Annotated in this window: 24 protein-coding genes; 17 read left to right on the forward strand and 7 right to left on the reverse strand. The window is 40.2% G+C overall.

Translation table 11 applies throughout. The features are described from left to right. Positions 1–80 precede the first annotated feature (80 nt). From ACERC6_RS01805 to rplI, 4 genes are all read left to right on the forward strand, one after another. Entirely contained in the window at positions 81–560 is a 480-nt protein-coding gene (locus ACERC6_RS01805) for a hypothetical protein (RefSeq protein WP_373627527.1), read from the forward strand. Positions 561–705: 145 nt separating this feature from the next. After that, positions 706–1104: a 30S ribosomal protein S6 gene (rpsF, locus tag ACERC6_RS01810; protein WP_373627528.1), complete on the forward strand. Its 399-nt coding sequence runs from the start codon at positions 706–708 to the stop codon at positions 1102–1104. Between the two features lie 17 nt (positions 1105–1121). After that, on the forward strand, positions 1122–1349 hold the full coding sequence (gene rpsR / locus ACERC6_RS01815; protein WP_076556033.1) for a 30S ribosomal protein S18: 228 nt from the start codon (positions 1122–1124) through the stop codon (positions 1347–1349). 16 nt (positions 1350–1365) lie between these two features. Further along, a complete protein-coding gene (rplI, locus tag ACERC6_RS01820) occupies positions 1366–1842 on the forward strand; it encodes a 50S ribosomal protein L9 (RefSeq protein ID WP_277809231.1) in 477 nt (158 codons plus the stop codon). Positions 1843–2113: 271 nt separating this feature from the next. Here rplI and ACERC6_RS01825 read toward each other — a convergent pair whose 3' ends face one another. The 5 genes from ACERC6_RS01825 to msrB form a co-directional block, all read right to left on the reverse strand. After that, a complete protein-coding gene (locus ACERC6_RS01825; protein WP_373627529.1) occupies positions 2114–2857 on the reverse strand; it encodes an amino acid ABC transporter ATP-binding protein in 744 nt (247 codons plus the stop codon). Positions 2858–2868: 11 nt separating this feature from the next. Continuing rightward, positions 2869–3552, reverse strand: a complete 684-nt coding sequence (locus tag ACERC6_RS01830; RefSeq protein ID WP_373627604.1) for an amino acid ABC transporter permease — start codon at positions 3550–3552, stop codon at positions 2869–2871. A gap of 104 nt (positions 3553–3656) precedes the next feature. After that, positions 3657–4499: an amino acid ABC transporter substrate-binding protein gene (locus ACERC6_RS01835; RefSeq protein ID WP_373627530.1), complete on the reverse strand. Its 843-nt coding sequence runs from the start codon at positions 4497–4499 to the stop codon at positions 3657–3659. 436 nt (positions 4500–4935) lie between these two features. Continuing rightward, positions 4936–5034, reverse strand: a complete 99-nt coding sequence (locus ACERC6_RS01840) for a transposase family protein (RefSeq protein ID WP_373627531.1) — start codon at positions 5032–5034, stop codon at positions 4936–4938. Between the two features lie 54 nt (positions 5035–5088). After that, complete coding sequence (gene msrB, locus ACERC6_RS01845; RefSeq protein WP_284674260.1) at positions 5089–5508, reverse strand: peptide-methionine (R)-S-oxide reductase MsrB; 420 nt, start codon at positions 5506–5508, stop codon at positions 5089–5091. A 293-nt stretch (positions 5509–5801) separates the two neighbouring features. Here msrB and ACERC6_RS01850 point away from each other — a divergent pair, with 293 nt between their 5' ends. From ACERC6_RS01850 to ACERC6_RS01870, 5 genes are all read left to right on the forward strand, one after another. After that, entirely contained in the window at positions 5802–7364 is a 1563-nt protein-coding gene (locus tag ACERC6_RS01850) for an aminotransferase class I/II-fold pyridoxal phosphate-dependent enzyme (RefSeq protein ID WP_373627532.1), read from the forward strand. A 367-nt stretch (positions 7365–7731) separates the two neighbouring features. After that, complete coding sequence (locus tag ACERC6_RS01855) at positions 7732–9408, forward strand: nitrite/sulfite reductase (protein WP_373627534.1); 1677 nt, start codon at positions 7732–7734, stop codon at positions 9406–9408. A gap of 21 nt (positions 9409–9429) precedes the next feature. Then, positions 9430–9942, forward strand: coding sequence for a DUF934 domain-containing protein (locus ACERC6_RS01860; RefSeq protein WP_284674263.1), 513 nt, complete (start codon positions 9430–9432; stop codon positions 9940–9942). A 230-nt stretch (positions 9943–10172) separates the two neighbouring features. Further along, entirely contained in the window at positions 10173–11528 is a 1356-nt protein-coding gene (gene cysG, locus ACERC6_RS01865) for a siroheme synthase CysG (protein WP_373627535.1), read from the forward strand. Positions 11529–11695: 167 nt separating this feature from the next. Further along, entirely contained in the window at positions 11696–12718 is a 1023-nt protein-coding gene (locus ACERC6_RS01870) for a mechanosensitive ion channel family protein (protein ID WP_373627537.1), read from the forward strand. A gap of 190 nt (positions 12719–12908) precedes the next feature. Here the strand turns inward: ACERC6_RS01870 and sthA are convergent, their stop codons facing one another. Together sthA and ACERC6_RS01880 are read right to left on the reverse strand one after the other, a co-directional pair. After that, positions 12909–14402: a Si-specific NAD(P)(+) transhydrogenase gene (sthA, locus tag ACERC6_RS01875; RefSeq protein WP_373627606.1), complete on the reverse strand. Its 1494-nt coding sequence runs from the start codon at positions 14400–14402 to the stop codon at positions 12909–12911. A 116-nt stretch (positions 14403–14518) separates the two neighbouring features. After that, positions 14519–15403, reverse strand: a complete 885-nt coding sequence (locus tag ACERC6_RS01880) for a pyruvate, water dikinase regulatory protein (protein ID WP_373627538.1) — start codon at positions 15401–15403, stop codon at positions 14519–14521. Between the two features lie 263 nt (positions 15404–15666). On the opposite strand from ACERC6_RS01880, the gene ppsA reads away from it, so the two are divergent. The 8 genes from ppsA to tadA all read left to right on the forward strand — a co-directional run bounded on the left by ppsA (position 15667) and on the right by tadA (position 23853). Beyond that, positions 15667–18030, forward strand: a complete 2364-nt coding sequence (ppsA, locus tag ACERC6_RS01885; RefSeq protein WP_373627540.1) for a phosphoenolpyruvate synthase — start codon at positions 15667–15669, stop codon at positions 18028–18030. A gap of 150 nt (positions 18031–18180) precedes the next feature. Continuing rightward, on the forward strand, positions 18181–18522 hold the full coding sequence (locus ACERC6_RS01890; RefSeq protein WP_373627541.1) for a hypothetical protein: 342 nt from the start codon (positions 18181–18183) through the stop codon (positions 18520–18522). After that, a complete protein-coding gene (locus ACERC6_RS01895; RefSeq protein ID WP_373627543.1) occupies positions 18523–18978 on the forward strand; it encodes a hypothetical protein in 456 nt (151 codons plus the stop codon). Beyond that, complete coding sequence (locus ACERC6_RS01900; protein ID WP_373627545.1) at positions 18936–19811, forward strand: tetratricopeptide repeat protein; 876 nt, start codon at positions 18936–18938, stop codon at positions 19809–19811. Before ACERC6_RS01895 ends, ACERC6_RS01900 begins: the two co-directional genes overlap by 43 nt. A 274-nt stretch (positions 19812–20085) precedes the next feature. Next, complete coding sequence (locus ACERC6_RS01905) at positions 20086–21231, forward strand: MFS transporter (protein ID WP_373627546.1); 1146 nt, start codon at positions 20086–20088, stop codon at positions 21229–21231. A 334-nt stretch (positions 21232–21565) separates the two neighbouring features. Continuing rightward, complete coding sequence (locus ACERC6_RS01910; RefSeq protein ID WP_373627548.1) at positions 21566–22480, forward strand: RDD family protein; 915 nt, start codon at positions 21566–21568, stop codon at positions 22478–22480. 66 nt (positions 22481–22546) lie between these two features. Next, on the forward strand, positions 22547–23266 hold the full coding sequence (gene ung / locus ACERC6_RS01915) for a uracil-DNA glycosylase (protein ID WP_373627550.1): 720 nt from the start codon (positions 22547–22549) through the stop codon (positions 23264–23266). Next, positions 23248–23853 carry a tRNA adenosine(34) deaminase TadA gene (gene tadA / locus ACERC6_RS01920; RefSeq protein ID WP_373627552.1) on the forward strand — a complete coding sequence of 202 codons (606 nt, stop codon included), beginning with the start codon at positions 23248–23250 and terminating at the stop codon, positions 23851–23853. The genes ung and tadA overlap by 19 nt, the downstream gene beginning before the upstream one ends. Positions 23854–23887 lie beyond the last annotated feature (34 nt).

Consider the following 23887-nt stretch of genomic DNA (forward strand, 5'->3'; position numbering starts at 1 on the left):
AGCGAATTAACCCAATAAATTTTAGTAGCATTGCTAGATGTGTGCTAAAATACATCAATCTTAGTAAAATTAGATACATTATGGAATGGATTAAAAATCTACCCTTAGATGCCATCAGTGAGAGGTTGGCAGGCTTGATAGTTTGGTGGTCGAATCTGGTCTCGGATATTCCCGATCAGCAGTTGCCATTGATGGTCTATATCGGTGCTTCTATATTGGTGTTGCTACTTTGGCTTGTGGTTGTGCGTATTTTGCCGATTTCAGTGCGTGGGGTTAGTTGGGTATTTGTAGCGGCGGTATTATTTGCACCAAGTGCTGCCACTGGAGATTCTGGGGCGATTGCACCTGCTGTCATCAGATTATTCCACTCTTTGCTCATGAAAGATTTTGCTGGTATTGTTGGTGATTGCCTGCCGATTTTGGCGACATTTGCGGTATTTTTGGTTATTGGATCGATTTGGCAGATGTTGCGTAGTGTGATTGAGGGTAATACCGCCAAAGCAGAGGAATTTGCCCATATCCAAGAGCAAAAACGCCAGTTGCAAGAGCATCATCTTTAACTTTTTTATTTTTGTTATAATAGTGATTGTTGGCTTGAATTCTAAAAAAATCTGTGTATAATATACCGCTTGTGATTTTACCTAATTTCACATCTCCTTGCTACCATCATCAGATGGTGGCTGTTTTAATCCGTAGGGAGTCCATATGAGACATTATGAAGTGGTGCTACTGGTACACCCAGACCAAAGCAACCAAGTTGCCGATATGGTAACTAAATACCGTTCTATTGTAGAAGAAAATGGCGGTGCTAACCACCGTTTAGAAGACTGGGGTCGCCGTCAATTGGCATATCCAATCAACAAAATTCACAAAGCACACTATGTACTTTTGAACATCGAATGTAACGAAGCAACCCTAGCTCAGCTAGAAGAGCTATTCAAATACAATGATGCAATCATTCGTAGCCTAGTTATCCGTCGTGAAAGTGCGATTACTGAGCAATCTCCTTTGGCAAAAGAAGCTGAAGATAAACGCACCCGAAAAGCCAACCGCCGTAACGATGTTCGCACTCAAGAAGTTGAGAGCGAAGCTGACAGCGAATAATTTTAAGGAGATAACTCATGGCACGTTTCTATCGTCGTCGCAAATTCTGCCGTTTTACCGCTGAAGGCATTAGCCACATTGATTACAAAGATGTAGAACTTCTAAAGCAATACATCAGCGAAAATGGCAAAATCGTCCCTAGCCGTATCACTGGTACTTCTAATAAATATCAACGCCAATTGGCTGTTGCTATTAAACAAGCTCGCTATTTGGCTCTATTGCCATACACCGACAACCACAAGTAATTAACGGAGAGAAATCATGCAAGTTATTCTATTACAGCGTGTCGTTAATCTTGGTAAACTTGGCGAGACTGTTGATGTAAAAGCTGGTTACGGTCGTAACTATCTAATTCCACAAGGCAAGGCTTTGCCTGCAAACGAAGCAAACATTGCTAAGTTTGAAGCTCGTCGTGCTGAGCTAGAGGCACAAGAAGCCAAAGAGCTACAAGAAGCTCAAAAGCGTGCTGATGCACTTGCCGATGTTAATGTCATCATGCGTGCTAAATCTGGTGATGAAGGCAAGCTATTTGGTTCTATTGGTACTCGTGATATCGCAGATGCACTAACCAAATCAGGTCTAGAAGTTGACCGTGTTGAAGTAAAACTACCTGAAGGTCCATTCCGTCAAGTAGGTGAGTACAAAGTTACTATCCAGCTTCACCACGATATTTCTGCTGAAATCTTGGTAACCATTTTATCTGAAGATGCACCAGTTGCTGATGAAGATGATGAATAATTATTTTTCTAAATAATTATCTAAAAAAAGAGCCTTTTATGGGCTCTTTTTTAATGTTTAAGCCACACTGAGTAAGCTGATGATATTTTGTTGAAAGTAAGTTTTTGGTAGTAGATTTGTGATGGTCTGTATGGCGAGATATTGTAAATACCTAAAGGTCGGTTAAGTATAAATACTCATTGAGGACTGTTGTGATTGGGCTTGGTATTTAGGGACTTAAAAAACCGCAATTCATTTTAATCTGCGGTTTTTTATTGATGGTGTGCCTAGGTCAGTGGTGTATCTTTTGTAAGAATTGACGAACTCTTGGGTGTGTTGAATGATAAAAAAGCTGTTCTGGTGTGCCTTCTTCTACCACAATGCCGTCATCCATTAAAACAACTTTATCCGCCACATCACGAGCAAAATTGATTTCATGCGTTACCACAACCATGGTCCAGCCGTCATTGGCAAGCTGTTTCATGGTGGCAAGCACATCTTGCACAAGCTCTGGGTCAAGTGCTGATGTTGGCTCATCAAACAGCAATAATTCAGGCTTAATTGCTAAAGCTCGTGCAATGCCCACTCGCTGTTGTTGCCCACCTGATAATTGATAAGGGTATAAGTCCATCTTATCAGTCAAACCCACCTGAGTTAGTAGCTTCTTAGCTTCATCGATGACCTGTGCTTTAGGGCGATTTTGGGCAATTATGGGGGCAAGTGTTAAGTTTTCTAAAGCAGTTTTATGGGGAAATAAATTGTAGGATTGAAAAACCATGCCGGATTTGCGTTGCAGTTTTAGGCGAATGTCTTTTTTGATGGGTTTTGCAAAATTGATAGTAAGTGAGTCATCATCAAAGTGCATTGTGCCGCCATCAGGCATTTCAAGCCCATTTAAACAGCGTAAAAATGTGGTTTTGCCAGAGCCTGATGGTCCTAAGATAACCACTACTTGACCTTTATCAATGGTTAGGTCAATGCCTTTTAGGATATGATTTTCTCCAAAGGTTTTTTGGATATTTTTTATAGTAATCATAATAAAATCAATTATTTAGCAATATGTTTGTCAAAATGCACTTCAAGGCGTGATTGTAATAAACTTAAAATAAAGCAAATTACCCAATAAATAATTGCCGCTTCAATATATACAAGCATAAACTCATAAGTGCGTGCAGCGACATTTTGGGCTTCTTTGAATAGTTCGGTTACCAATACCAAAGATGCCAATGATGTCTCTTTAACTAAACTAATAAAGGTATTAGAGAGTGGCGGTATGGATACACGAAAGGCTTGGGGTAAAATGATGTAACGAAAAGTCTGTGCATAGGTGAGACCAACTGTCGTGCCTGCTTCCCATTGACCTTTAGGGATTGATAAAATAGCTGCTCGCACTGTCTCGGACGCATACGCACCAACATTGAGCGAAAATGCGATAATCGCTGTTGGGAACGGATCAAGTTTTATGCCGATGGCAGGCAGACCATAAAAAATAATAAACAACTGCACAAGCATGGGCGTGCCACGAATGGCAGAGACATAAGTTCTTGCAATAAAATAAAGTGCGTTATGCCATGCATTAGTGCGTGGCACAATGCGAATCATTGCAACCGCTAGGGCAATAATAAGTCCAAGAGTAAAGGAAATTATGGCAAGTGGGATAGAATAGATAAATGCACCTTTTAGCATGGGTAAAAAGGCGTCAATGACAATCTCGGCACGAGTGTCTGTCATAAAAGGCAGTTGGCTTAATAAAGATTGCATGGCATATATACATAAAGAAATAGAATAAAAGACCAAAACCACCAAAACGGTGGTTTTGAAAAAAGGCACTTGCTTTATTTTTGGCTAATGTCCGCCCCAAAAAACTCATTGGAAAGTTTGGTTAGAGTGCCATCTGCCTGTAAGGCTTTGGTTGCCTCGTTGAATTTTTCAACCGAAGCGGTCTCATCCTTACGGAAAATTACACCTGCCCCTCGTTTTTCGCTGTCATCGGCAGACAGTTTGATTTCAAGATCGCTATCAGATTTGGTTTTTAAGTAATCAAGCACCGCCAGATGGTCGTTGATGGTCATATCAGCACGACCTGTTTTGACCAGCTCTACTGCCTGAGCAAGTCCGTCTACGGCGACAATTTGAGCACCGTATTTTTGTGCCATCTCGCTATAATTGCTGGTTAAAGATTGGGCGGATTTTTTGCCTTTAATTTCTTCCCATGAGCCAAAATGAATGTTTTTTGGTGCAACCAATACGGCATTTGACCAACTGTATGGCTCGGATTTGTTATATTTTGCTTGGCGTTCTGGAGTGGTAAGGCTTACTTGATTGGCAACGACATCAAAACGACCTGCGTCCAGTCCTGATAGCATTCCGTCCCATTGGGTTTCTTTAAATTCTACCTTCATGCCAAGTTTGTCAGCGATGGCTCGCACCACTTCCACATCATAGCCTGTCAGCTTTCCTGTTTCGTCATGATAGGTAAAAGGAGGGTAGGTGCCTTCTGTACCTACCACCAAAACGCCACCGTTTGCTATACGCTTGTACAGATCGGTTTCATCTGCTAGAGTGGTGGTATCAGTAGTTTGGTTGGTTGCTTCTTTTGTCTGTGGCTGACTTTGATTACCGCAGGCAGCAAGCATGGTTGCAACCATCAAAAAGGGTAGGGTTTTTAATAAAGTCATGTTGATATTCCGTTTTAAATTATCTTATTTATTATATAGTAATTTTTTAGGTTTAGATATGATTTTTTGGAATATACAAAATCCTTAAATGCATGAATGTTCTTTATTAAAGAGGCGAAGGTTAGGCTCTGCAATAAAAATCAAGGCGATAAAGAATTTGATATATCCAATATGCTTATGGCAATATGAAAAAATCCAAATAACAAATCCGAACTACAAATACCTGTAAGAGTGGGGATTTAATCCGAGGTAATTATTAGGCCTTTTTCCAGACTACCCCCAACTTAAAATTATAAATAGCAGAAAAAGATTTACTCTTAATATAAATCTTTTTCTGTGATTACAATAATGACATGATAAGATTTTAAAACGCTTGTGTTTTTCAAGGATATACTCAATCAGTTGCTCGCTTGAATGGTAATTGATGGTTTGCTTTTTATTTAATTGCTTTACAAACAGTACTTTTAGTAATACCAAAGTCTTGGGCTATGTGAAATTGACTGTGGTATTCTTTGTAGTATTTTAAGGTTATCATTATCAAGGTAAAAAAACCAGCGGTGCTTGGGTAGATGTCGTGTAATACATGGCGTTATTCAGCTTTTTCAAAGCTTAAGGCTGCTGAATTGATGCAATATCTTAGACCTGTTGTGTCCTGAGGACCGTCTGGGAATACATGCCCTAAATGACCACCACAATGATGACAGGTAATCTCAATGCGTCTCATGCCATGCGACAAATCAAGTGTTTCATCTAAGGCATTACTACTAATGCTTCTGTCAAAACTTGGCCAGCCGCAACCTGAATGAAATTTATGCTCACTGCTAAATAGCTTGGCATGACAGCCTTGACAATGATAAACGCCTTTATCTTCTAAATCAGTATAAATGCCTGTGAATGCACGCTCAGTACCTTTTTGTCTTAAAACATAGTACGCTTGCGGACTTAGGCGTTCTTGCCAGTCTGATTCGCTCATTTGACGAATGTCATCTTGGGTTAGTTGTTCCGTCATAATCACTCCTTATAAATCATACGGGCTTGCTAGATTGTATTTTTCAGATATAGATGGGCATGATGGCACAAAATACAAGTATTGAATGGGTTTGGGCGTTATATTTTTAATAAAAAAGACAATGTGCAAGTAAATCTTGCAATTTTTAAAAATCTTATTGATTTATGTGAAATTTTAAGTAAATTTTAAGTCAAAAAGAAAGAAAATACTTGCAAAAATCATCAAAATGACTTTAAATAGGTTGGATATTTGATTATTATTTAGAGTTTTTTAAAAATGCAAGTTGGCATCTCATGACAAACCCAAATCTTATTGAAAATCATCAAAAAATGCAAGGCGAAAGATTAAAGCGACTTCGTAAGCAGATGGGTTTATCTGCCCAACAGCTCGCCCACAGACTAAGCGAGAGCGGTACGCCGGTTAGTCGTGGGGCAATTGCTAATTGGGAGTGTGGCAAAAACGGTATTGCCAGTAGCAAACTTGCTTCTTTAGCCAGTATCTTAAATACCACAGAAAGCTTTTTATTGACAGGTCGCACGCAGATGGATGAAGACGCCCAATCTGACGACGATCAAATCCATCATCAACACTTTTCATCACAGGTGATGACCATGAATACAGCAAACACGCCTTTAAAAAAATCTGCTAAACTTGCCAATGTGTGCTACGACATTCGTGGCGAGCTACTACAAACAGCCAACCGCATGGAGGCGGAAGGGCATCGCATCATTAAACTAAACATTGGCAATCCTGAGCCTTTTGGTTTGTTGCCACCTGACGAGATTGTACAAGATGTGGCGATGAATCTTCACAATGCGTCTGGTTATTCAGATTCTAAGGGGATTTTTGCGGCACGCAAGGCGATTTTGCAGTACTATCAAGGTAAGGGGCTGTTATCTGCTACTGATGTCAATGATGTATTCATCGGTAATGGAGTGAGTGAGCTTATTGTGATGGTCATGCAGGCACTCTTAGATGATGGTGATGAAGTGCTGATTCCGATGCCAGATTATCCGTTGTGGACGGCGGCAGCAAATTTGGCAGGTGGCAAGGCGGTGCATTATCGTTGTGTTGAAGAGAATAACTGGCAACCTGATTTGGCAGATATTGAAAATAAAATCACCCCAAAAACCAAAGGCATTGTGGTAATCAATCCTAATAACCCAACAGGGGCGTTGTATTCTGATGAGATTTTGCAAGCAATTGCAGATTTGGCGGTTAAATACGGATTGGTGTTGATGGCAGATGAGATTTATGACCGTATTTTATATGATGATGCGGTGCACACACCGATGTGTACCATAACGGATAAGGCGTTGGTGCTGACTTTTAATGGTTTGTCAAAATCACATCGTATCGCAGGTTATCGCTCAGGTTGGGTGATGATTTCAGGTAAAAAAGACCATGCTGACGACTTTATTGAAGGCTTGACCATGCTTGCTAGTATGCGACTGTGTGCCAATGTGCCTGCACAGTATGCCATACAGACAGCAATGGGTGGCTATCAGTCTATGCAGGCTTTAACTGCACCATCTGGCAGATTATATAAGCAAAGGCAGTTGGCGGTTGATAGACTAAATGCCATCAAAGGCATCAGTTGCACCATGCCACAAGGGGCGTTTTACTGCTTTGCTAAGATTGACCGCAAGGTATATCCGATTGATAATGACATGAAGTTCATGATGGACTTGTTAATTCAAGAAAAAGTACTGATGGTACAAGGCACAGGCTTTAATTGGGATAAGCCAGATCATTTTCGTGTGGTTTTTTTGCCAAATCTGATTGACTTAGAAGATGCGATGGATAGGCTTGATAGATTTTTTGCCAACAAGCGTAAAGAGTTTGGTACAGAATGATGTCTTAACCGCCAACTCTTATGTGTATAAAATCTCATACATGGCTATTGCGATGGTATGGGGTGTAATGAATAACAAAAATCAACAAAGGCCTGTAGTTTTAGGCTTTTGTTGATTTTTTTGATGGATAAATTGGTCAAATCAAGAAGTTGTTAAGTGCACTAATGTAACTTAAGACTGTGATTGGTCAATGCTAATTATGCTAAAAACCCCTATCTATATGCCATTTTTGCATTTTAATTTTTGCCCTAAAATACTTAATATGGCAAGCCTATATAAATTCAGTGTTTAAGCGATAAATTTTTGTGGTTTACGCCAAGCACTCTATCAACAACTTTCAAAGCCTACCGCCAAAGGAAAGAAGTCCATGTATCAATATTCTTATACTGACCAAAAAATCGTTGATGAGCGAGTTGAGCAGTTTCGTGATCAAACCCAGCGTTTTTTGGCAGGTGAGTTGCCAGAGGAACAGTTTTTACCACTTCGTCTGCAAAATGGACTGTATATTCAGCGTCATGCACCAATGTTGCGTATCGCCATTCCTTATGGCTTGATGGCAAGTCATCAGTTGCGTGTTTTGGCTGAGATTGCTCGTGATTACGATAAGGGCTATGCACATTTTACCACTCGCACCAACTTGCAATTAAATTGGGTGAAGCTGGAGGAAGTGCCAGATATTTTGGCAAAACTGGCAAGTCATCAGATGCACGCGATTCAGACATCAGGGAACTGTATTCGTAATACCACCACCGACCCTTATGCAGGTATTCATAGCGAGGAAGTGGTGGACCCCCGTCCTTACTGTGAAATCATTCGTCAGTGGAGTACTTTTCATCCAGAGTTTGCTTATTTGCCACGCAAATTTAAGATTGCAGTGATTGGCACTAAAGCGGACCGTGCCGCCACTCAAGTACACGATATTGGTCTGCATGTGGTCAAAAAAGATGGTCAAATAGGTTTTGAGGTCATCGTAGGCGGTGGTCTGGGTCGCACCCCTATTATCGGCAAGATGATTAATGAATTTTTGCCACGAGAGCATCTGTTAAGTTATCTTGATGCGATTTTAAGGGTGTATAATCTAGAGGGTCGTCGTGATAATAAATACAAAGCTCGTATTAAAATCTTGGTAGAGAGTTTGGGTAAAGAGGTGTTTGCCCAAAAAGTTATGGAAGAATGGCAACACCTAAAAGATGGTGATTTGACCCTAACCGATGCACATTTTGCGAAGGCAGAAAGTTATTTTACCACGCCTAATTATGAACACATGGATTCTCTTTTGGCTCAAGATCAACTGCAAACATACTTAGCTAATGATGAGTTTAGCAGATGGTATGAGCATAATACCGTTGCCCATAAGGTCGCAGGCTATCGTGCGGTGGTTATTTCATTAAAAGCGGGTATTGTCAATGGCAAATATATCCCATCGGGTGATATGACAGATGGTCAAATGTTTGCTTTAGCGGACTTGGCGGATAAATACAGTTTGGGTGAAATTCGTGCAACTCATCATCAAAACTTGGTACTGGGTGATGTTAAGATGACTGATTTATATGCTTTATGGCAAAAACTATCAGCACTTAATTTGGCTCGTGCTAATATCGGTACGCTAACAGACATGACAGTATGTCCTGGTTTTGACTATTGTGCGTTGGCAAATGCTACCACGCATAATATTGCTGCTAGCATTGAAGAAAAATTCCAAGACTTAGATTACTTATACGATTTGGGCGATATTCGTTTGAATATGTCAGGTTGTATGAATGCCTGTGCTCATCATCATGTGGGAGATATTGGTATCTTGGGTGTGGATAAAAAGGGCGAACACTGGTATCAAATCAGTTTGGGTGGTAGTTCTGGCGAAAATGCTCGTTTGGGTCAGATTCTAGGTCGTGCTGTGGCGGCTGACGAGGTGGCAGATACCATTGATACTATTGCTAAAGTTTATCAAAAGGAAAGGGTGGTTACAGGTGAGTATGTTGAGAGCTTTGCTCAGGTGGTTGAGCGTGTCGGTGTTGCACCATTTAAAGCGGCGGTTTACTCATAATTGATGGATAAGGAGAGTGTTATGAGCATGCAAATCATTAGTCTAGACAGTAAAGCAAATATTCATGAAAGTGTGGGTGAATTTTTTTTAATTTCATCTGCTGATGAAGCCCCTGCTTATGCCGGTTTTGATATTGGTATCATCAAGGAGAGAGCTTATGGTGATAGTACGCTACTAAGCACGCCAAACGATTTTCATGAGACTCGTGGACTGCTATTGACAGCGGACAATGCCATTGATGAGGTGAAAGAAGTGCTAGAAGAGGCACTGGTGAATTTATTTGTTGTGTATGTCTCTGATTTTAAAGATGGGCGTGTATTTAGTTTGGTGCGTCAATTAAGACAGTTAAGCGAACAGGCAGAAATCGTCATTGCAGGCGAATTTGGTCTTGATCAGGCGGCGTATTTTTATAAGTCGGGTGCTAATGCCTTTGCGGTGGCATCAGAGCGTATCAGCACCCTAAAAAATACCCTAAATGACCTAAAAACTGCACATGACGGCATATCTGCTGGTGCTTTGCCGATGTTTCGCTAAGTATTGTTGCCAGTATTGGATTGGCAGCAGATAAAACTGACTGACAAATCCAAGCCTAATAATCATGGTTATTGTGCTTGATGACCTTATCGGCTTGGTTTATTTTTACTTTATAGATACAGCTGACCGAACACAAGGCCATCTCTTTTGTTGGGATTTTTAACCATCAAGTTTTGCCAAATGCTTGCTTACCAAGTTTTTGTGTGAAATGACAATGTGATGAGTGCATGATGAATACTTTGCCTTTATTTTTTAATTTAACCCATCAAAGTGTGCTGATTATTGGTGGTGGCGATGTTGCCAAGCGTAAGGCGGACTTGTTGCATAAGGCGGGGGCAAGTTTGGTTGTGTTGGCAAAGCACTTTGATGAATCGTTCTTGGCTTTTTTAAAGATGCATCAGCATACCATCATTCACAAAAGCTATGAAAGTGCAGATTTGCACACCTTGCCAAGACCTGCTGTTATCATCTGTGCCACTGACGATGACAGGCTTAACCATACGGTATATCATGATGCCAAAAGTCTGGGTATTGCCATCAATGTGGTGGACTGCCCAGCTTTATGTGATTTTATTTTTCCTGCCATTGTGGATAGAAGCCCAATTGTCGTTGGTGTCTCTAGCAATGGCAAAGCTCCTGTGTTGGCACGGCTGATTCGAGCTAAGATTGAAAGTCAGTTGCCATCAAACATTGGTAAATTGGCTAAGCTAGCAGGCGAGTTTCGCCAAATCGTCAAAGAAAAACTACCTACCATTACTGAGCGTCGGTATTTTTGGGAAGGAGTGTTTGACCGTGCTTTGTCGGATAAGCAGGTGGGGGTGTTGTCTGATGAACTTGATGATTTTATGAATCATCAACAAAAATCAGGTGAGGTATATATCGTGGGTGCAGGGGCTGGAGATCCAGATTTATTGACCTTTAAAGCACTCCGCCTAATGCAACAAGCAGATGTGGTGCTGTACGATGCACTGGTGTCTGATGAAATTTTGGATTTATGCCGAAGAGATAGCGACAAGATTTTTGTTGGTAAAAAACGCCAAAACCATGCTAAAGCACAAGATGAAATTAATGAGCTGCTTGTATATTATGCCAAAAAAGGTAAGCGAGTGTTACGCCTAAAAGGTGGCGATCCCTTTGTTTTTGGTCGTGGGGGCGAGGAGGTTCAGGCTTGCCAGACAGCGGGCATCCCTTATCAAGTGGTGAGTGGGATTACGGCAGCATTGGCTGCTAGTAGTTATGCCGGCATTCCTTTGACGCATCGTGGCGTGGCGACTTCGGTACGCTTTTTGACAGGATGTTATCAAACCAATGAGCATTTTGGTGGCTTAAAGAGCTTGTATCAAGATGATGAAACGCTAGTATTTTATATGGGGCTTCATGCACTTGAGAAGGTGGTAGGTGGGTTAAGAGCATCAGGCGTATCTTCTGATATGTCAATAGCAATCATCTCAAATGCCAGTTTGCCCACTCAGCAGGTGCTTATTGGCACGCTTGATGATATTATTCAAAAAAATGCACAAGCCAAGATGGCTGCACCTGCCATTATCATCGTAGGGCGTGTGGTGGAGCTGTATCAGCCTAAATAAGACGCTCGTTGCTATGAATTGCCATTAAGCGTGGTTGGTATGGGTGCTCATGATACTTTGGTACTTTGCGGTTGTTGTTATTTTTAAATATCCTAAAGTTGTTGAGATGACTTTTTACAAAAATTAGGCTAAAATAAAAAGTTCAATTATTAATTAGTGTTTAAAATATGACAGATTCTATTGATCGCAACGCTTCTTCTGAGTTGGTTTCACAGACTGCCGAAGAAATTAAAAATGTTGCTGAGACAACCAAAGAGGTAACAACAGCCACCGTTAAAGGGTTGGAAAATAGCACTAATCATGCACTAGAATTTCTAGGTATGCCAATTGATGTCAATACTTTAATAAAAAATAGCATTGATTTGGGCATCAATCTTGTTTTGGCATTATTGATATTCTTTATTGGTAAATGGATTGGTAAGCGTATCTTGGCGGTGATTAACCGTATGTTAAGCAGGACACATCTTGACCAAACGGTACTGAATTTTTTAAATAATTTGCTATATGGCGTGATGATTGTAGCCATCATGTTGGCTGCACTAAATAAATTGGGTATTAATACCAACTCATTCGTGGCAGTACTTGGTGCAGCGGCGGTTGCAATTGGTATGTCCTTAAAGGATCAACTGTCCAACCTAGCAGCCGGTGTGATGATTGTGATTTTTCGTCCTTTTGGGCGTGGCGATGTTGTTGAGGTGGGAGGTAAGTTGGGTACGGTGATTGATATTACCCTAGTTAATACCAGAATCCGAACAGCCAGCAACCATGAGATTATTATCCCAAATGGCGACATCATGACGACTTCTAGTACCAATTTTTCATCATTGCCCAATCGCCGTATTGAGGTATTGGTTGGTATTGGTTATCAAAGCAATATTAAAAAAGCCAAAGAGCTTATGCTACTGACGGCATCAAAGCATGATTTGGTGCTAGGTAATCCAGAACCGTTGGTGCGTGTTACTGCACTTTCTGAAAGTTCGGTGGATTTGACTTTGTATGCATGGACGGAAAATGGCGATTGGTTTGGTGTGCAGTGCGATCTATTGGAGGAAATTAAATATGCCTTTGATGAAGCGGGTGTAGATATTCCATTCCCGAATCGTACATTGCATATTGAAGGATTGCAGGACTTGTCAGAGCTGATTAAACAGCAAGGAATTACTGATGCCAACAATGACAAAACGCCATAATCAGGGTTGTTTTTATTCGTTAAATGTGGCAAGTGATTAGAATCAAGCAAAGTTTTGATTGTAAACCATAAAAAATACCGCAAAGGCATATTTGCGGTATTTTTTATCATAAATAGCACCAATGAGGTAATGCCTATTGGCAAGTAGTTTTTAAGGGCTTGGTATGAATGACTCATACCAAGCCTATGAATTAAAAAATGCGATTCATGCCATTTAATGCTGCCACACGGTAGGCTTCTGCCATTGTTGGGTAGTTGAAGGTGGTACTAAGGAAGTATTCCAAAGTGTGATGGCACTTCATCACCGCCTGACCGATGTGGATAATCTCAGAGGCGTGGTTGCCATAGCAATGAATGCCGAGAATTTCCAAGGTTTCACGATGGAATAGAATTTTTAACACGCCTGAGCGTTCACCGATGATTTGAGCTCTAGCCAAATGCTTAAAGAATGCTTGTCCGACTTCGTACGGTACTTGATCTCGGGTAAGGTCTTCTTCGGTTGCTCCAATACTTGAAATCTCAGGAATGGTATAAATACCTGTCGGTACGCTATCGATGAACTCGGCATATTTATCGCCCACCATAAAACCTGCAGCATTACGCCCTTGGTCGTAGGCGGCAGAGGCCAAAGATGGCCAACCGATGACATCACCTACCGCATAGATGTGCGGTACACTGGTACGATAAGTTTTATCAACTTCTAGCTGACCTCGGTTATTGGCGGTCAGTCCTACAGCTTCTAGGTTTAGGCTATCGGTGTTGCCTGAGCGACCGTTGCACCATAAAATGGCGTCCGACTTAATTTTTTTGCCACTTTTTAGGTGTAGAACAACGCAATCGTCATGTGTTTCTAGGCGATTAATTTCCTCATTATTACGAATGCGTACACCAAATTGACGAAAGTCATGAGAGAGGGCGTCGGAGATTTCGTTGTCAAGATAGCTTAGTAATTGATCTTTATTGTTGATGAGGTCAACCACATAGCCAAGACCTGTAAAGATGGAAGCATACTCACAACCGATGACACCTGCACCATAAATGATGATTTTGCGGGCAACATAATCCATTTGCAAAATCTTATCAGAATCAAAGACGCGTGGGTGGTCAAAGTCTAAAAAGTCAGGACGATAAGGACGAGATCCGACCGCAATTACCGCCTGATTGAAGGTTAGCGTTTTTTTCGCACCATCTTCAGCGTCTTCAACCTGCAGAGTGTGTGGGTCTAGAAAACTGCCCCAACCTTGAATAATTTCAATGCGATTGCGTTCATAAAATAGGCGATGAGTATTCACTTGACTTAAAATCACTCGGCGAGCTTTGCTAAGCACCTTATTCAATGGGACTTGAAAGTTATCCGTAAATGAGCTAAAGATAGGGTCTCGTCTCATGGAGATGATATTAAAGACGGATTGACGCAGTGCCTTACTAGGAATGGTGCCAACATGAGCACAGTTGCCACCCACTTGTTCACGAGGGTCGATGACAGCAACTTTTAGCCCTGATTTGGCAAGTTTCATTGCTGCTGCTTCACCTGCAGGACCAGCACCTAGTACGATGGCATCGTATTCATAATTGTGTTTTTTATGCTCTTTGATACTTTTTTCTTGATGAAGTTCGATGCGTTGTCCGTCTAGGGGGCTGATGAGTGTTTGATGAATGAGATCAATATCAGTTTGTTCATACATCTGAGTGGTGATATCCTCGGGGGTAATTTTAGGTTCTGTACTGACATTGGATTGGTTTTTTTTACTCATGGGATTCCTTATTGGTTGATTGTCATGTTAATCTTGTGCTAATACAATTAGCCAATGCGTCTTGCCAGACCTGATACCTGTAAAATCCTTGTGGCAATCTCTTCAACGCTCATTTCAGAGACATTAAGATTGGGGATTTTTTGGGCGGTGTAGATGGCTTGAATGGCTCGTTGTTCTTCTTGGCATTGAGCAAGTGACGCATAGCGAGAGCCTGCCTTTCTTTCTTGGCGGATACGCACGAGTCTTTCAGTATCGATGGTAAGTCCAAAGAGCTTATGGCGATATGGCTGTAAAACTTTGGGTAGATTGCTACTGTCCAAATCATCTTCGGTTAAAGGGTAATTAGCGGCACGAATGCCAAATTGTAAGGCGAGATATAGGCTAGTTGGTGTCTTACCAGAACGAGACAGCCCCACCAAGATAATGTCTGCTCCATCGTAGTGAGTGGTTCTTGCTCCATCATCATTATCTAGGGCGAAATGTACCGCATCAATACGAGCTTTATAATCCTCACTGTCTACCTGTCCATGTGCAATGCCTGCGTGTGGGTCAGGATTTTCGCCAATCTCATTGGCAATACGAGTAATCAGTCCTTCATAGATATCAAGGTTTGTGGCGTCTGCCCCATTGATGACGCTACGAATATCATCGCTGACGATGGTGTCAAAGACCAGTGGTTTTAGTCCTGATAGGCGGTGCGATTCATTGATGCGTTTGACTGCATCGTGTGCAAGTTCGGTGCTATTAACATAAGGAATGATTTTGATGTCAAATTTGATATTGCCAAACTGGCTTAATAAAGAACGCCCAAGTGTTTCGGCGGTAATGGCGGTGCCATCAGAGATAAAAAATGCACTGCGAAGTGGTGTATAATCCTTGGTTTCTTTGGTCTGATGGTCTAACTGGCTAGGTGTGGGGGTGTGAATGTACATGGCTATCCTTATTGTCGTGCCACAGATAAACGCTTGAAATTATAACATAAAAACAGATGTTTTTGTAGGATAAAATTCTGCTAAGTAAACCGACTTGCCAATCACTGTCTTTGAAATTTTTATTGAGACCTAACACACTCACAAGAATATTTCATAAATAAATATCTATATTTTTTTGTAAAATATATTGTATTTTTTATTGAGTATTGGGTCATTTATCGTTATAATTTGGGAAATTCTTAGTATAGTATTAGGGTGTTTTTATGGCACAAGTTATTCCATTTAGCCAACTTGGCAAGGATGATGTTGAGATTGTTGGTGGTAAGAATGCATCGCTTGGTGAGATGATCAGTAATTTGGCAAATGTTGGTGTATCTGTACCAAATGGCTTTGCTACGACCGCTGACGCATTTAACCGTTTTTTAAACGAAACAGGTCTTTTGGATAAAATTAATGCTGAATTAAAAGGCTTGGATGTTGATGATGTTGAAAAACTGGCTGAAGTCGGTGCTAGGGTGCGTGATTGGGTCATCGCTCAAGACTTGCCAAAAGATCTAGAAGATGAGATTCGCCGTGCCTATGATGAGCTGACAGGTGGTCAAGATGTTGCGGTGGCGGTGCGTTCATCAGCCACAGCAGAAGATTTGCCTGACGCATCTTTTGCAGGACAGCAAGAGACTTTCTTGAATATTCGTGGCATTGATAATGTATTGATTGCCATCAAAGAAGTTTTTGCTAGCTTGTATAATGACCGTGCCATCGCCTATCGTGTACATAAAGGCTTTGAGCATGCAGGCGTGGCATTATCAGCAGGGGTTCAGCGAATGGTACGCTCGGAAACTGGCACTTCTGGCGTGATGTTCACTCTAGACACCGAGAGCGGCTTTAATGAAGTGGTGTTTATTACAGCAAGCTATGGTCTTGGTGAGATGGTTGTCCAAGGGGCGGTAAACCCTGATGAATTTTATCTATCAAAAGCACTACTTGCTCAAAACCGCCCTGCGGTGGTTCGTCGTAATTTAGGCTCAAAACACATCAAGATGGTCTATGGTGATGAGGGTAGTACCAAGCGTTCAACTAAGATTGTTGATGTAGAAAAGGCAGACCGTCAGCAGTTTGCTTTATCAACCGATGAACTGTCCGCTCTTGCCAAGCAAGCACTGATTATTGAGAAGCACTACGGCTGTCCTATGGATATTGAATGGGCAAAAGATGGTGATACAGGCGAGCTATTTATCGTGCAGGCACGCCCAGAGACAGTGAAATCTCGCCAAGACAAAACAAGCATGGAGCGTTATGTCATCAACTCCAAAGGGGCAAAAGTGCTGTGTGAGGGTCGCTCTATCGGTCAGCGTATCGGTTCTGGAAAAGTGCGTATCGTTAGCAATCTCAATGAGATGAGTAAGGTTGAAGAAGGTGATGTGCTGGTGTCTGACATGACCGACCCAGATTGGGAGCCGGTGATGAAGCGAGCGTCTGCCATCATTACCAATCGTGGTGGCCGTACTTGTCATGCCGCCATCATCGCTCGTGAGCTTGGCGTACCTGCCATTGTTGGCTGTGGTAATGCCACCGAGCTTTTAACAGATGGTCAGGCGGTTACTGTATCATGTGCTGAGGGCGATACAGGATTTATTTATGATGGCAGGCTTGATTTTGAAGTGCAAAAAAACTCCATCGCTACCATGCCAGAGCTTGCCTTTAAAGTCATGATGAATGTCGGCAATCCAGACCGTGCGTTTGATTTTGCTCAGATTCCTAATGAGGGCGTGGGCTTGGCACGACTAGAATTCATCATCAACCGCATGATTGGTGTGCACCCAAAAGCCTTATTAAATGTAGATAGCTTGCCCCAAGAAACTCAATTGCAAGTCTTTGAGCGTATGGCAGGCTATAACTCGCCTGTGGAATTTTATATCAATAAGCTGATTGAGGGTATTTCTACTCTTGCGGTAGCGTTTTATGATAAGCCTGTGATTGTGCGTATGAGTGATTTTAAATCCAATGAATACGCCAACTTGATCGGTGGTAAACTCTACGAGCCACACGAAGAAAATCCAATGCTTGGTTTCCGTGGGGCAAGTCGCTATATTTCGGATAATTTCCGTGATTGCTTTGAGCTTGAATGCCGTGCGTTAAAATATGTGCGTGAGGAGATGGGCTTGACGAATGTCAAAATCATGATTCCGTTTGTACGCACCACCACAGAAGCAGCCCAAGTGATTGAGCTACTAGAAAAAAATGGCTTAAAGCGTGGTCAAAACGGTCTTGAGATTATCATGATGTGCGAGTTGCCGACCAATGCTTTGCTTGCTGATGAGTTTTTGGAGTATTTTGATGGTTTTTCCATCGGTTCAAATGACTTAACTCAGCTTACACTTGGTCTTGATCGTGATAGTGGCATTGTTTCGCACTTGTTTGATGAGCGAGATCTTGCGGTCAAAAAACTGCTTAGTATGGCGATTGAAGCGTGTCGCAAACAAGGCAAATATGTCGGCATTTGCGGTCAAGGACCTTCAGATCACCCAGATCTTGCTCGCTGGTTGATGGAGCAGGGCATTGATTCGGTATCCCTAAACCCTGATAGCGTACTTGATACTTGGTTATTTTTAGCAAAGGATAAGTAATTAAAAATTTGTTGTTTTCCTGCAAGTCTTGTTTTTGTTGCAAAAATAGGGCTTGCAGGATTTTTTATACAATACAATAAATTTTTGTTGACTTTATAACTATGTTATGATATAGGTATTGGAACCATTCTTAGCTTAATGGAGTTTTTTATGGTTGAAGTTAAAAAATTGGAATTGGTTGTTCATCACGATACTAGAAATGTCATTGCTTTCTCTTCTGTAAAAGATTTGTTTAGAAAACTGGGTCTGAATGAACAAAACCTTGATCCAAGTCTATCTAAAAATCTATATCTGTTTTATCCCACTGATATGGTTGTAAAATCTAATTTTTATCAGTGCAATCTTAGTTTGACAGAAAAAATTCCTTTGGAGCAAAGAATTCGTTATAGAACCAAAAATGTTTTGGATGCGGTATACGCTAAGATTATTGACTATATCAACAAAAACATTGATGGAGAAAAATTATCTGTCTATGTTGTATGCAACTCTTAGTTGGATGAATTTAGCCAGAGGTTTTTTGAGATGGCTCAAAAATTTGGCGGTTGGGAGGTTTCCTATAAAATTCAGCATAATTACTCTTTAAATTCAGATAAAAATCAAAATGATGAAAATTTATATAATAAATTAAGTACACTAAAATCCAATGGAAAAAGTGATTTTGATAAGGGTTTGTATGATGATTTAATTAATATCTCACTTGAATATTTAAATGCTGGCGATGCTTTGACTGCAAAAAATATCTGTAATTTTGTTAAGAATTTTTATAGCGATTCTGATTTATGGAATACTCTTTCTATATCTGAACAAATGCTAAGAAATCCAATAATGTCTGAATATTATTTAGATTTAATATTAAATAACAATAATATTGAAAATACAAAAATGGTTCTAGATATTCTAAGGCTATGCTATATGCTAGAGTACACAGTAAAGAACTTCAAAGTATAGAAAAGTCAGAGTCTTTATTGAATCAAGCCTATAATGAAATTACAAGCTCTGATGAGTATCTAAATAATGTTCCAAATGCAATTTTTTCAGCTTTATTTAATTGTAATGGGTATGCTTTGATTTTATTTCGAAATAATAAAATAGAAGAGGTAAAAAATTTAATGATAGATTGTATTGCTCAAATTGACAATATATCGATCATTGATGGAGAAGAAAAATTAGAATTGTATCGTTCTGTTTTGGTGTACAATTTGGCTCAATGTTATGAAAGGCTTGGCGATTATAATAATGCCATCATCTCTTTAAATAGACTTTTGGATAAAGATAAGTTAATGGATACTTATTATTTGGATTTGGCAAGAGTTTATGGTTATTTAAATGATATAGATTCTGCGATTTTTAGTTGCAGACAGACAACATTAATCAACCCTTACAGTCATCAAAACTGGGCAACCCTTGCTTATTGGCAATTACAAAAAACATTGTATTTAGATTCAGCATTTAACTATTATTATGCTTATAAATTGTGTCTTGATCCTAAAAAGTCTTTAATGTATCTAAATGATGCTCTCTACTCAAAAATTTTATCCAAAGAACAAGATTGTTGTCCTGATTTAGAAGCGGTGTTAAAGAATTTTGTAACAAATAAAGAATTATTTGGCTTTGATGAAAGTGAGGTTGTAAAGTCTTTTAGTTTATTAGCGGAAACAGAGTTGTGTAAAGGTAATCAGAAGCAAGCCCTTGATTATTTATCATTAGCACTGGTTAAATTTCCCAATAATAACATTTTAAAACAAAACTATGAATTTTTAAGTTCTTTATATTTTGAATAAAACACGGCTAAATGTCGATTTAGCCGTGTTTCTACATCTTTTGCTAAAGCTTACTTCATATGATAAAGTAGATCATGATTGACTTTTTTCATTTCTGGCACTTGAATTGCTAGTTGCATAGCAGTCTCCTTTTCAAGTGAGTTGAAATTTTTCAAAATGTCAGATTTTTTCTGACATTTCTTAACATACAATATATTTTTTAAAAAGTCAAGAGTTTTTTATGATTAAAGAAATTTTTTTTGCTAACCCAAATGTAAAGCGGTATGCTTTTTTTATGCTCTTTTTTCAGATGGGTATGGCAATATCACTGGCTTCTATGCCAATTTATTTTAAAAATGAAAACGCCATCTCCGCCTACGGAATGGCATATTCGGTTATGGCGGTAACAGGGGTGTTTTCTTTTGTTTATGGAATGTTTGTAGATAAAATTGGTTTTGCCAAAGCCTTGTTATTTGCTTTATTATTATACGCCCTTGCTTTATCTATGCGGGTATTTACGCACCCAGTCATTGCGGTTATGACGGCAATAATCGTAGGTGTTGGTGCATCTACTGCCATTCTCGCCAATCGCTCTTGGGTTCTACAAATTTCTGAAGACAGTACCCAGAATACCACCAAATTAACCGCAATGCGTTCTATGATTGTCAATATTGCTATGTTGGTTGGGACGGGTCTTGTATCGTTGGCGGTGTATGTATTTGGTTCTATTTATTTTTGGTTATTGTTAATGGCAGGCGGTTTTGTTTTTATGTCAAGTGTGTTTGCCTATCAGAATATTAAGTTTGATAAATTGAAAAAGGTAGCAATTAAGCCGAAAGAAAAAATATCCATAAAAAATATTTTAACCTTATCTACTATTTTGTTTATTTTATCTAATTTTGTTGTTGGTTTTTATGTTGGTTTATTTAAGCCTTACTTGATTTTGATGTTTGTGGAGTATGGTGTTTCCGAATCTAAGTCGGTATTTATTTATCTGATGACGACCGTTATGTCTATTTTGGTAAATATGCTATTATTGAAATATAATAACAAATTTAAAAATATGCCTTTTATTGGATTTTTTGTTGCAATGATGGGTTATATTTTGTCTTTTTTGCTAATGTCTTTTGGCTTGTATTATGGTTTGGCTCTTTGGGTGCTGGTGTTAGCAACTTTGGCGAGAAGTGCATTTACTGGATTATCTTCATCTTTTGAAGAAGTATTAGAATATGAATTTCTTGATAAAGCAACTTTGGCGATGGCTTTGGGTTTTACCCAAACTGCTTTTTTGGCAGGAGATGCTGTTGGTTCATTGGTTACAAGTTTATGGATTGTACCAAAAAATATAGCAGATTATGCCCAGATTTGTTTATATTGTGCAGTATTGGCAGCTGTTCATATGGCGATTATTTTTTTGTTAAAGTTATTGATAAAAAGATAGTATTGGTGTAAGGTGTGTGATGCACCATCATGGCGGAAGGTCATTTCAACTGTTTTTTTGGATTGTCATCACCAAATCAATGTGTGATGAAACAGCATCAATGTTGTTTAAATATGTCATGATGGGTAGGGGTGCAATACATCATTCAAGTCATATCAGCAATCAATTTAACTTGTTATGTTTCATTAATCCTGCACTCATGACATTAAATGAAAAACTCAGAAAACAAATCATCATCAGACGAAATTTGTTCATTGAGAAAATTCACATTCAATTATTGTAACTTGCCACATTTTCGTTTAAAATAAAAAAATTTCATCATGACGACAGTAAAATGAAAATTTTTTTAGCTAGAAATAAAGTTCAAGCAGGTCCATACACTCTCGAAGAGGTCAATATCATGCTTTCATCAGGAGCGGTGGTTCTTGATGATTTGATGTGGCATGCGGGAATGAATGGTTGGCAAAAAATTGGCGATGTTACTGGTGGTCAACTAAGTTACCAGCCAAACACCACCAATTTGCAGTCAGCCAATCAGTCAGCCCAGCCATCAAGTCAGCGTGGTTTTGGCGATAATGTTGAGTTCAAAACACACGCAGATAAGCGTGTGAGTGTTGATGAGTTGTATGGTCGTCAGCCAATCAACCCAGCCAAACCAAACCCATCAAATTCATTGAATGGTAAAGTTCATCATCCCTCTGAAACTGTGTACGCATCTATCGGCAGTCGTTTTTTGGCATTGGCAATTAACATGACTTTATTTCTTGTTGCATTCATGCCGTTTATTTCAGGATTGATGAAGTTGAATCCTGATCGTCAGCTGATGACCACCGGCAACTTTGAATCACGCATGGCATATGCCCAGACACTTGCTGAGCAGATTCCAACTCAAGTAGCAACCATGACGCTCCTTATGCTTGGCGGATATTTTTTGATTCAGTTGCTACTTATCATCATGCGTGGGCAATCGTTTGGCAAACTGGTTACCGGCATTCGTGCTGTTGATGAAAAGACTGGCAAACTACCGTCATTTGGTGCTTTGATAGGTGTTCGCACCATTTTATTGCTGGTAATTTATTGGCTTGCGATGGCACTGCCTTTTAATTTAGCATTAGTACTGGTTGCGGTGAATTACTTTTTGGCAGCTAAGAGTGATAAAAAGCAAGGCTGGCATGATAGATTGGCAAAAACTGTTATTGTCAAGGCACATTCTGATCAGCTTAATAAAACCAAAACGCACAACAAATAATCCAAAATCATGGTTGGACGGCATAAAAAATTAAAAACAGTCGTCCAATTTTCAATATGGTTAGTCATGAATACTCAATACACCTCCGACCAACTCACCGCCTTACAAAAAGTCCAGTTGCCCGATGATTGGAAAATGGCGTTATGCGATGTTCTGCTGTCTGCCACTATGGACAATCTGCGTGCATTTTTGCAACATGAATATGCACAGAACAAGACCATCTATCCTTCTAAATCATTGATTTTTAATGCGTTAAATACCACACCTTTATCAAGTGTAAAGGTCGTCATACTGGGGCAAGATCCTTATCATGGGGCGGGGCAGGCGATGGGATTATCATTTAGTGTTCCCAGAATCATCTCCAAGCCACCAAGCCTGCAAAATATCCTAAAAGAATTGGCGATGGATTTAAATATTCCTGTATCGGCTCATGGCGATCTGACGCACTGGGCAAATCAAGGCGTATTACTGCTTAATGCTACGCTCACCGTTGAAAATGGGCAGGCAGGTTCTCATCAAGGTAGGGGCTGGGAAGAGTTCACCGATGCAGTGATTGATGTCATCAATAAAAAAACCGACCATACGGTATTTATCCTTTGGGGCAGTTATGCCAAGAAAAAGGGGCGGTTTATTGACACATCTCGCCACTTGATTTTAACCGCAAATCACCCATCCCCCTTATCGGCAAATCGTGGTGGATTTTTTGGTTCTCGTCCGTTTTCGCAGACCAATGATTATCTTATCAGACACGGCAAAGGGGCGATTGATTGGATGCTACCACAGTAATGGCGTATCGTGGCATTGCATATGACCTTGTGTCTAAAATGGCGTGTGTTTTGCCAAATTTTAGCTCCTTGAAATTTTGGTCGCCTACCGATGTTATCATGATGAATCAAGCCTTAACCCTTGCCAGACATGGGGCGGAGCGTGGCGAGATACCTGTGGGGGCTGTGGTGGTGCATGACGGGCAGATTTTGGGTGAAGGCTTTAATTGCCCGATTGGCACGCACGACCCAACGCACCATGCCGAAATTGTTGCCTTGCGTCAGGCGTGCAGGTGGGTGCAAAATTATCGCCTGCCGATTGGCAGTACGCTGTATGTTACATTAGAGCCGTGTACCATGTGTTTTGGTTCGCTCATTCATGCCCGTGTGAGCCGTGTGGTGTTTGGGGCGTATGAACCAAAAGCAGGGGCGGTGGCAAGCCAGTTAAATCTTGCCAAAGAGCCTTTTTATAATCACACCATCGCCATTCAAGGTGGGCTGTTGGCAAATGAAAGTTCAATGATGTTAAGCCAATTTTTTAAACAAAGACGAGCTGATAAGAAAAAGGCGAGAATTGAAAGCCAAATCAATGAAGGGTGTAAAGTCTAATGACGGATTTTCATCTTACCAGTCATTTTGTAAA

It is taken from the genome of Moraxella sp. E33BD (genome assembly GCF_041807865.1).
Lineage (GTDB): Bacteria > Pseudomonadota > Gammaproteobacteria > Pseudomonadales > Moraxellaceae > Moraxella > Moraxella haemolytica.

What these genes read in the sequence shown, in the direction of transcription:
- ACERC6_RS01805 (WP_373627527.1), top strand. Translation starts at nt 81, where the DNA reads ATGGAATGGATTAAAAATCTACCCTTAGATGCCATCAGTGAGAGGTTG.
- rpsF (WP_373627528.1), top strand. Translation starts at nt 706, where the DNA reads ATGAGACATTATGAAGTGGTGCTACTGGTACACCCAGACCAAAGCAAC.
- rpsR (WP_076556033.1), top strand. Translation starts at nt 1,122, where the DNA reads ATGGCACGTTTCTATCGTCGTCGCAAATTCTGCCGTTTTACCGCTGAA.
- rplI (WP_277809231.1), top strand. Translation starts at nt 1,366, where the DNA reads ATGCAAGTTATTCTATTACAGCGTGTCGTTAATCTTGGTAAACTTGGC.
- ACERC6_RS01825 (WP_373627529.1), bottom strand. Translation starts at nt 2,857, where the DNA reads ATGATTACTATAAAAAATATCCAAAAAACCTTTGGAGAAAATCATATC.
- ACERC6_RS01830 (WP_373627604.1), bottom strand. Translation starts at nt 3,552, where the DNA reads ATGACAGACACTCGTGCCGAGATTGTCATTGACGCCTTTTTACCCATG.
- ACERC6_RS01835 (WP_373627530.1), bottom strand. Translation starts at nt 4,499, where the DNA reads ATGACTTTATTAAAAACCCTACCCTTTTTGATGGTTGCAACCATGCTT.
- ACERC6_RS01840 (WP_373627531.1), bottom strand. Translation starts at nt 5,034, where the DNA reads ATGATAACCTTAAAATACTACAAAGAATACCACAGTCAATTTCACATA.
- msrB (WP_284674260.1), bottom strand. Translation starts at nt 5,508, where the DNA reads ATGACGGAACAACTAACCCAAGATGACATTCGTCAAATGAGCGAATCA.
- ACERC6_RS01850 (WP_373627532.1), top strand. Translation starts at nt 5,802, where the DNA reads ATGACAAACCCAAATCTTATTGAAAATCATCAAAAAATGCAAGGCGAA.
- ACERC6_RS01855 (WP_373627534.1), top strand. Translation starts at nt 7,732, where the DNA reads ATGTATCAATATTCTTATACTGACCAAAAAATCGTTGATGAGCGAGTT.
- ACERC6_RS01860 (WP_284674263.1), top strand. Translation starts at nt 9,430, where the DNA reads ATGAGCATGCAAATCATTAGTCTAGACAGTAAAGCAAATATTCATGAA.
- cysG (WP_373627535.1), top strand. Translation starts at nt 10,173, where the DNA reads ATGAATACTTTGCCTTTATTTTTTAATTTAACCCATCAAAGTGTGCTG.
- ACERC6_RS01870 (WP_373627537.1), top strand. Translation starts at nt 11,696, where the DNA reads ATGACAGATTCTATTGATCGCAACGCTTCTTCTGAGTTGGTTTCACAG.
- sthA (WP_373627606.1), bottom strand. Translation starts at nt 14,402, where the DNA reads ATGTATGAACAAACTGATATTGATCTCATTCATCAAACACTCATCAGC.
- ACERC6_RS01880 (WP_373627538.1), bottom strand. Translation starts at nt 15,403, where the DNA reads ATGTACATTCACACCCCCACACCTAGCCAGTTAGACCATCAGACCAAA.
- ppsA (WP_373627540.1), top strand. Translation starts at nt 15,667, where the DNA reads ATGGCACAAGTTATTCCATTTAGCCAACTTGGCAAGGATGATGTTGAG.
- ACERC6_RS01890 (WP_373627541.1), top strand. Translation starts at nt 18,181, where the DNA reads ATGGTTGAAGTTAAAAAATTGGAATTGGTTGTTCATCACGATACTAGA.
- ACERC6_RS01900 (WP_373627545.1), top strand. Translation starts at nt 18,936, where the DNA reads ATGCTATATGCTAGAGTACACAGTAAAGAACTTCAAAGTATAGAAAAG.
- ACERC6_RS01905 (WP_373627546.1), top strand. Translation starts at nt 20,086, where the DNA reads ATGCTCTTTTTTCAGATGGGTATGGCAATATCACTGGCTTCTATGCCA.
- ACERC6_RS01910 (WP_373627548.1), top strand. Translation starts at nt 21,566, where the DNA reads ATGAAAATTTTTTTAGCTAGAAATAAAGTTCAAGCAGGTCCATACACT.
- ung (WP_373627550.1), top strand. Translation starts at nt 22,547, where the DNA reads ATGAATACTCAATACACCTCCGACCAACTCACCGCCTTACAAAAAGTC.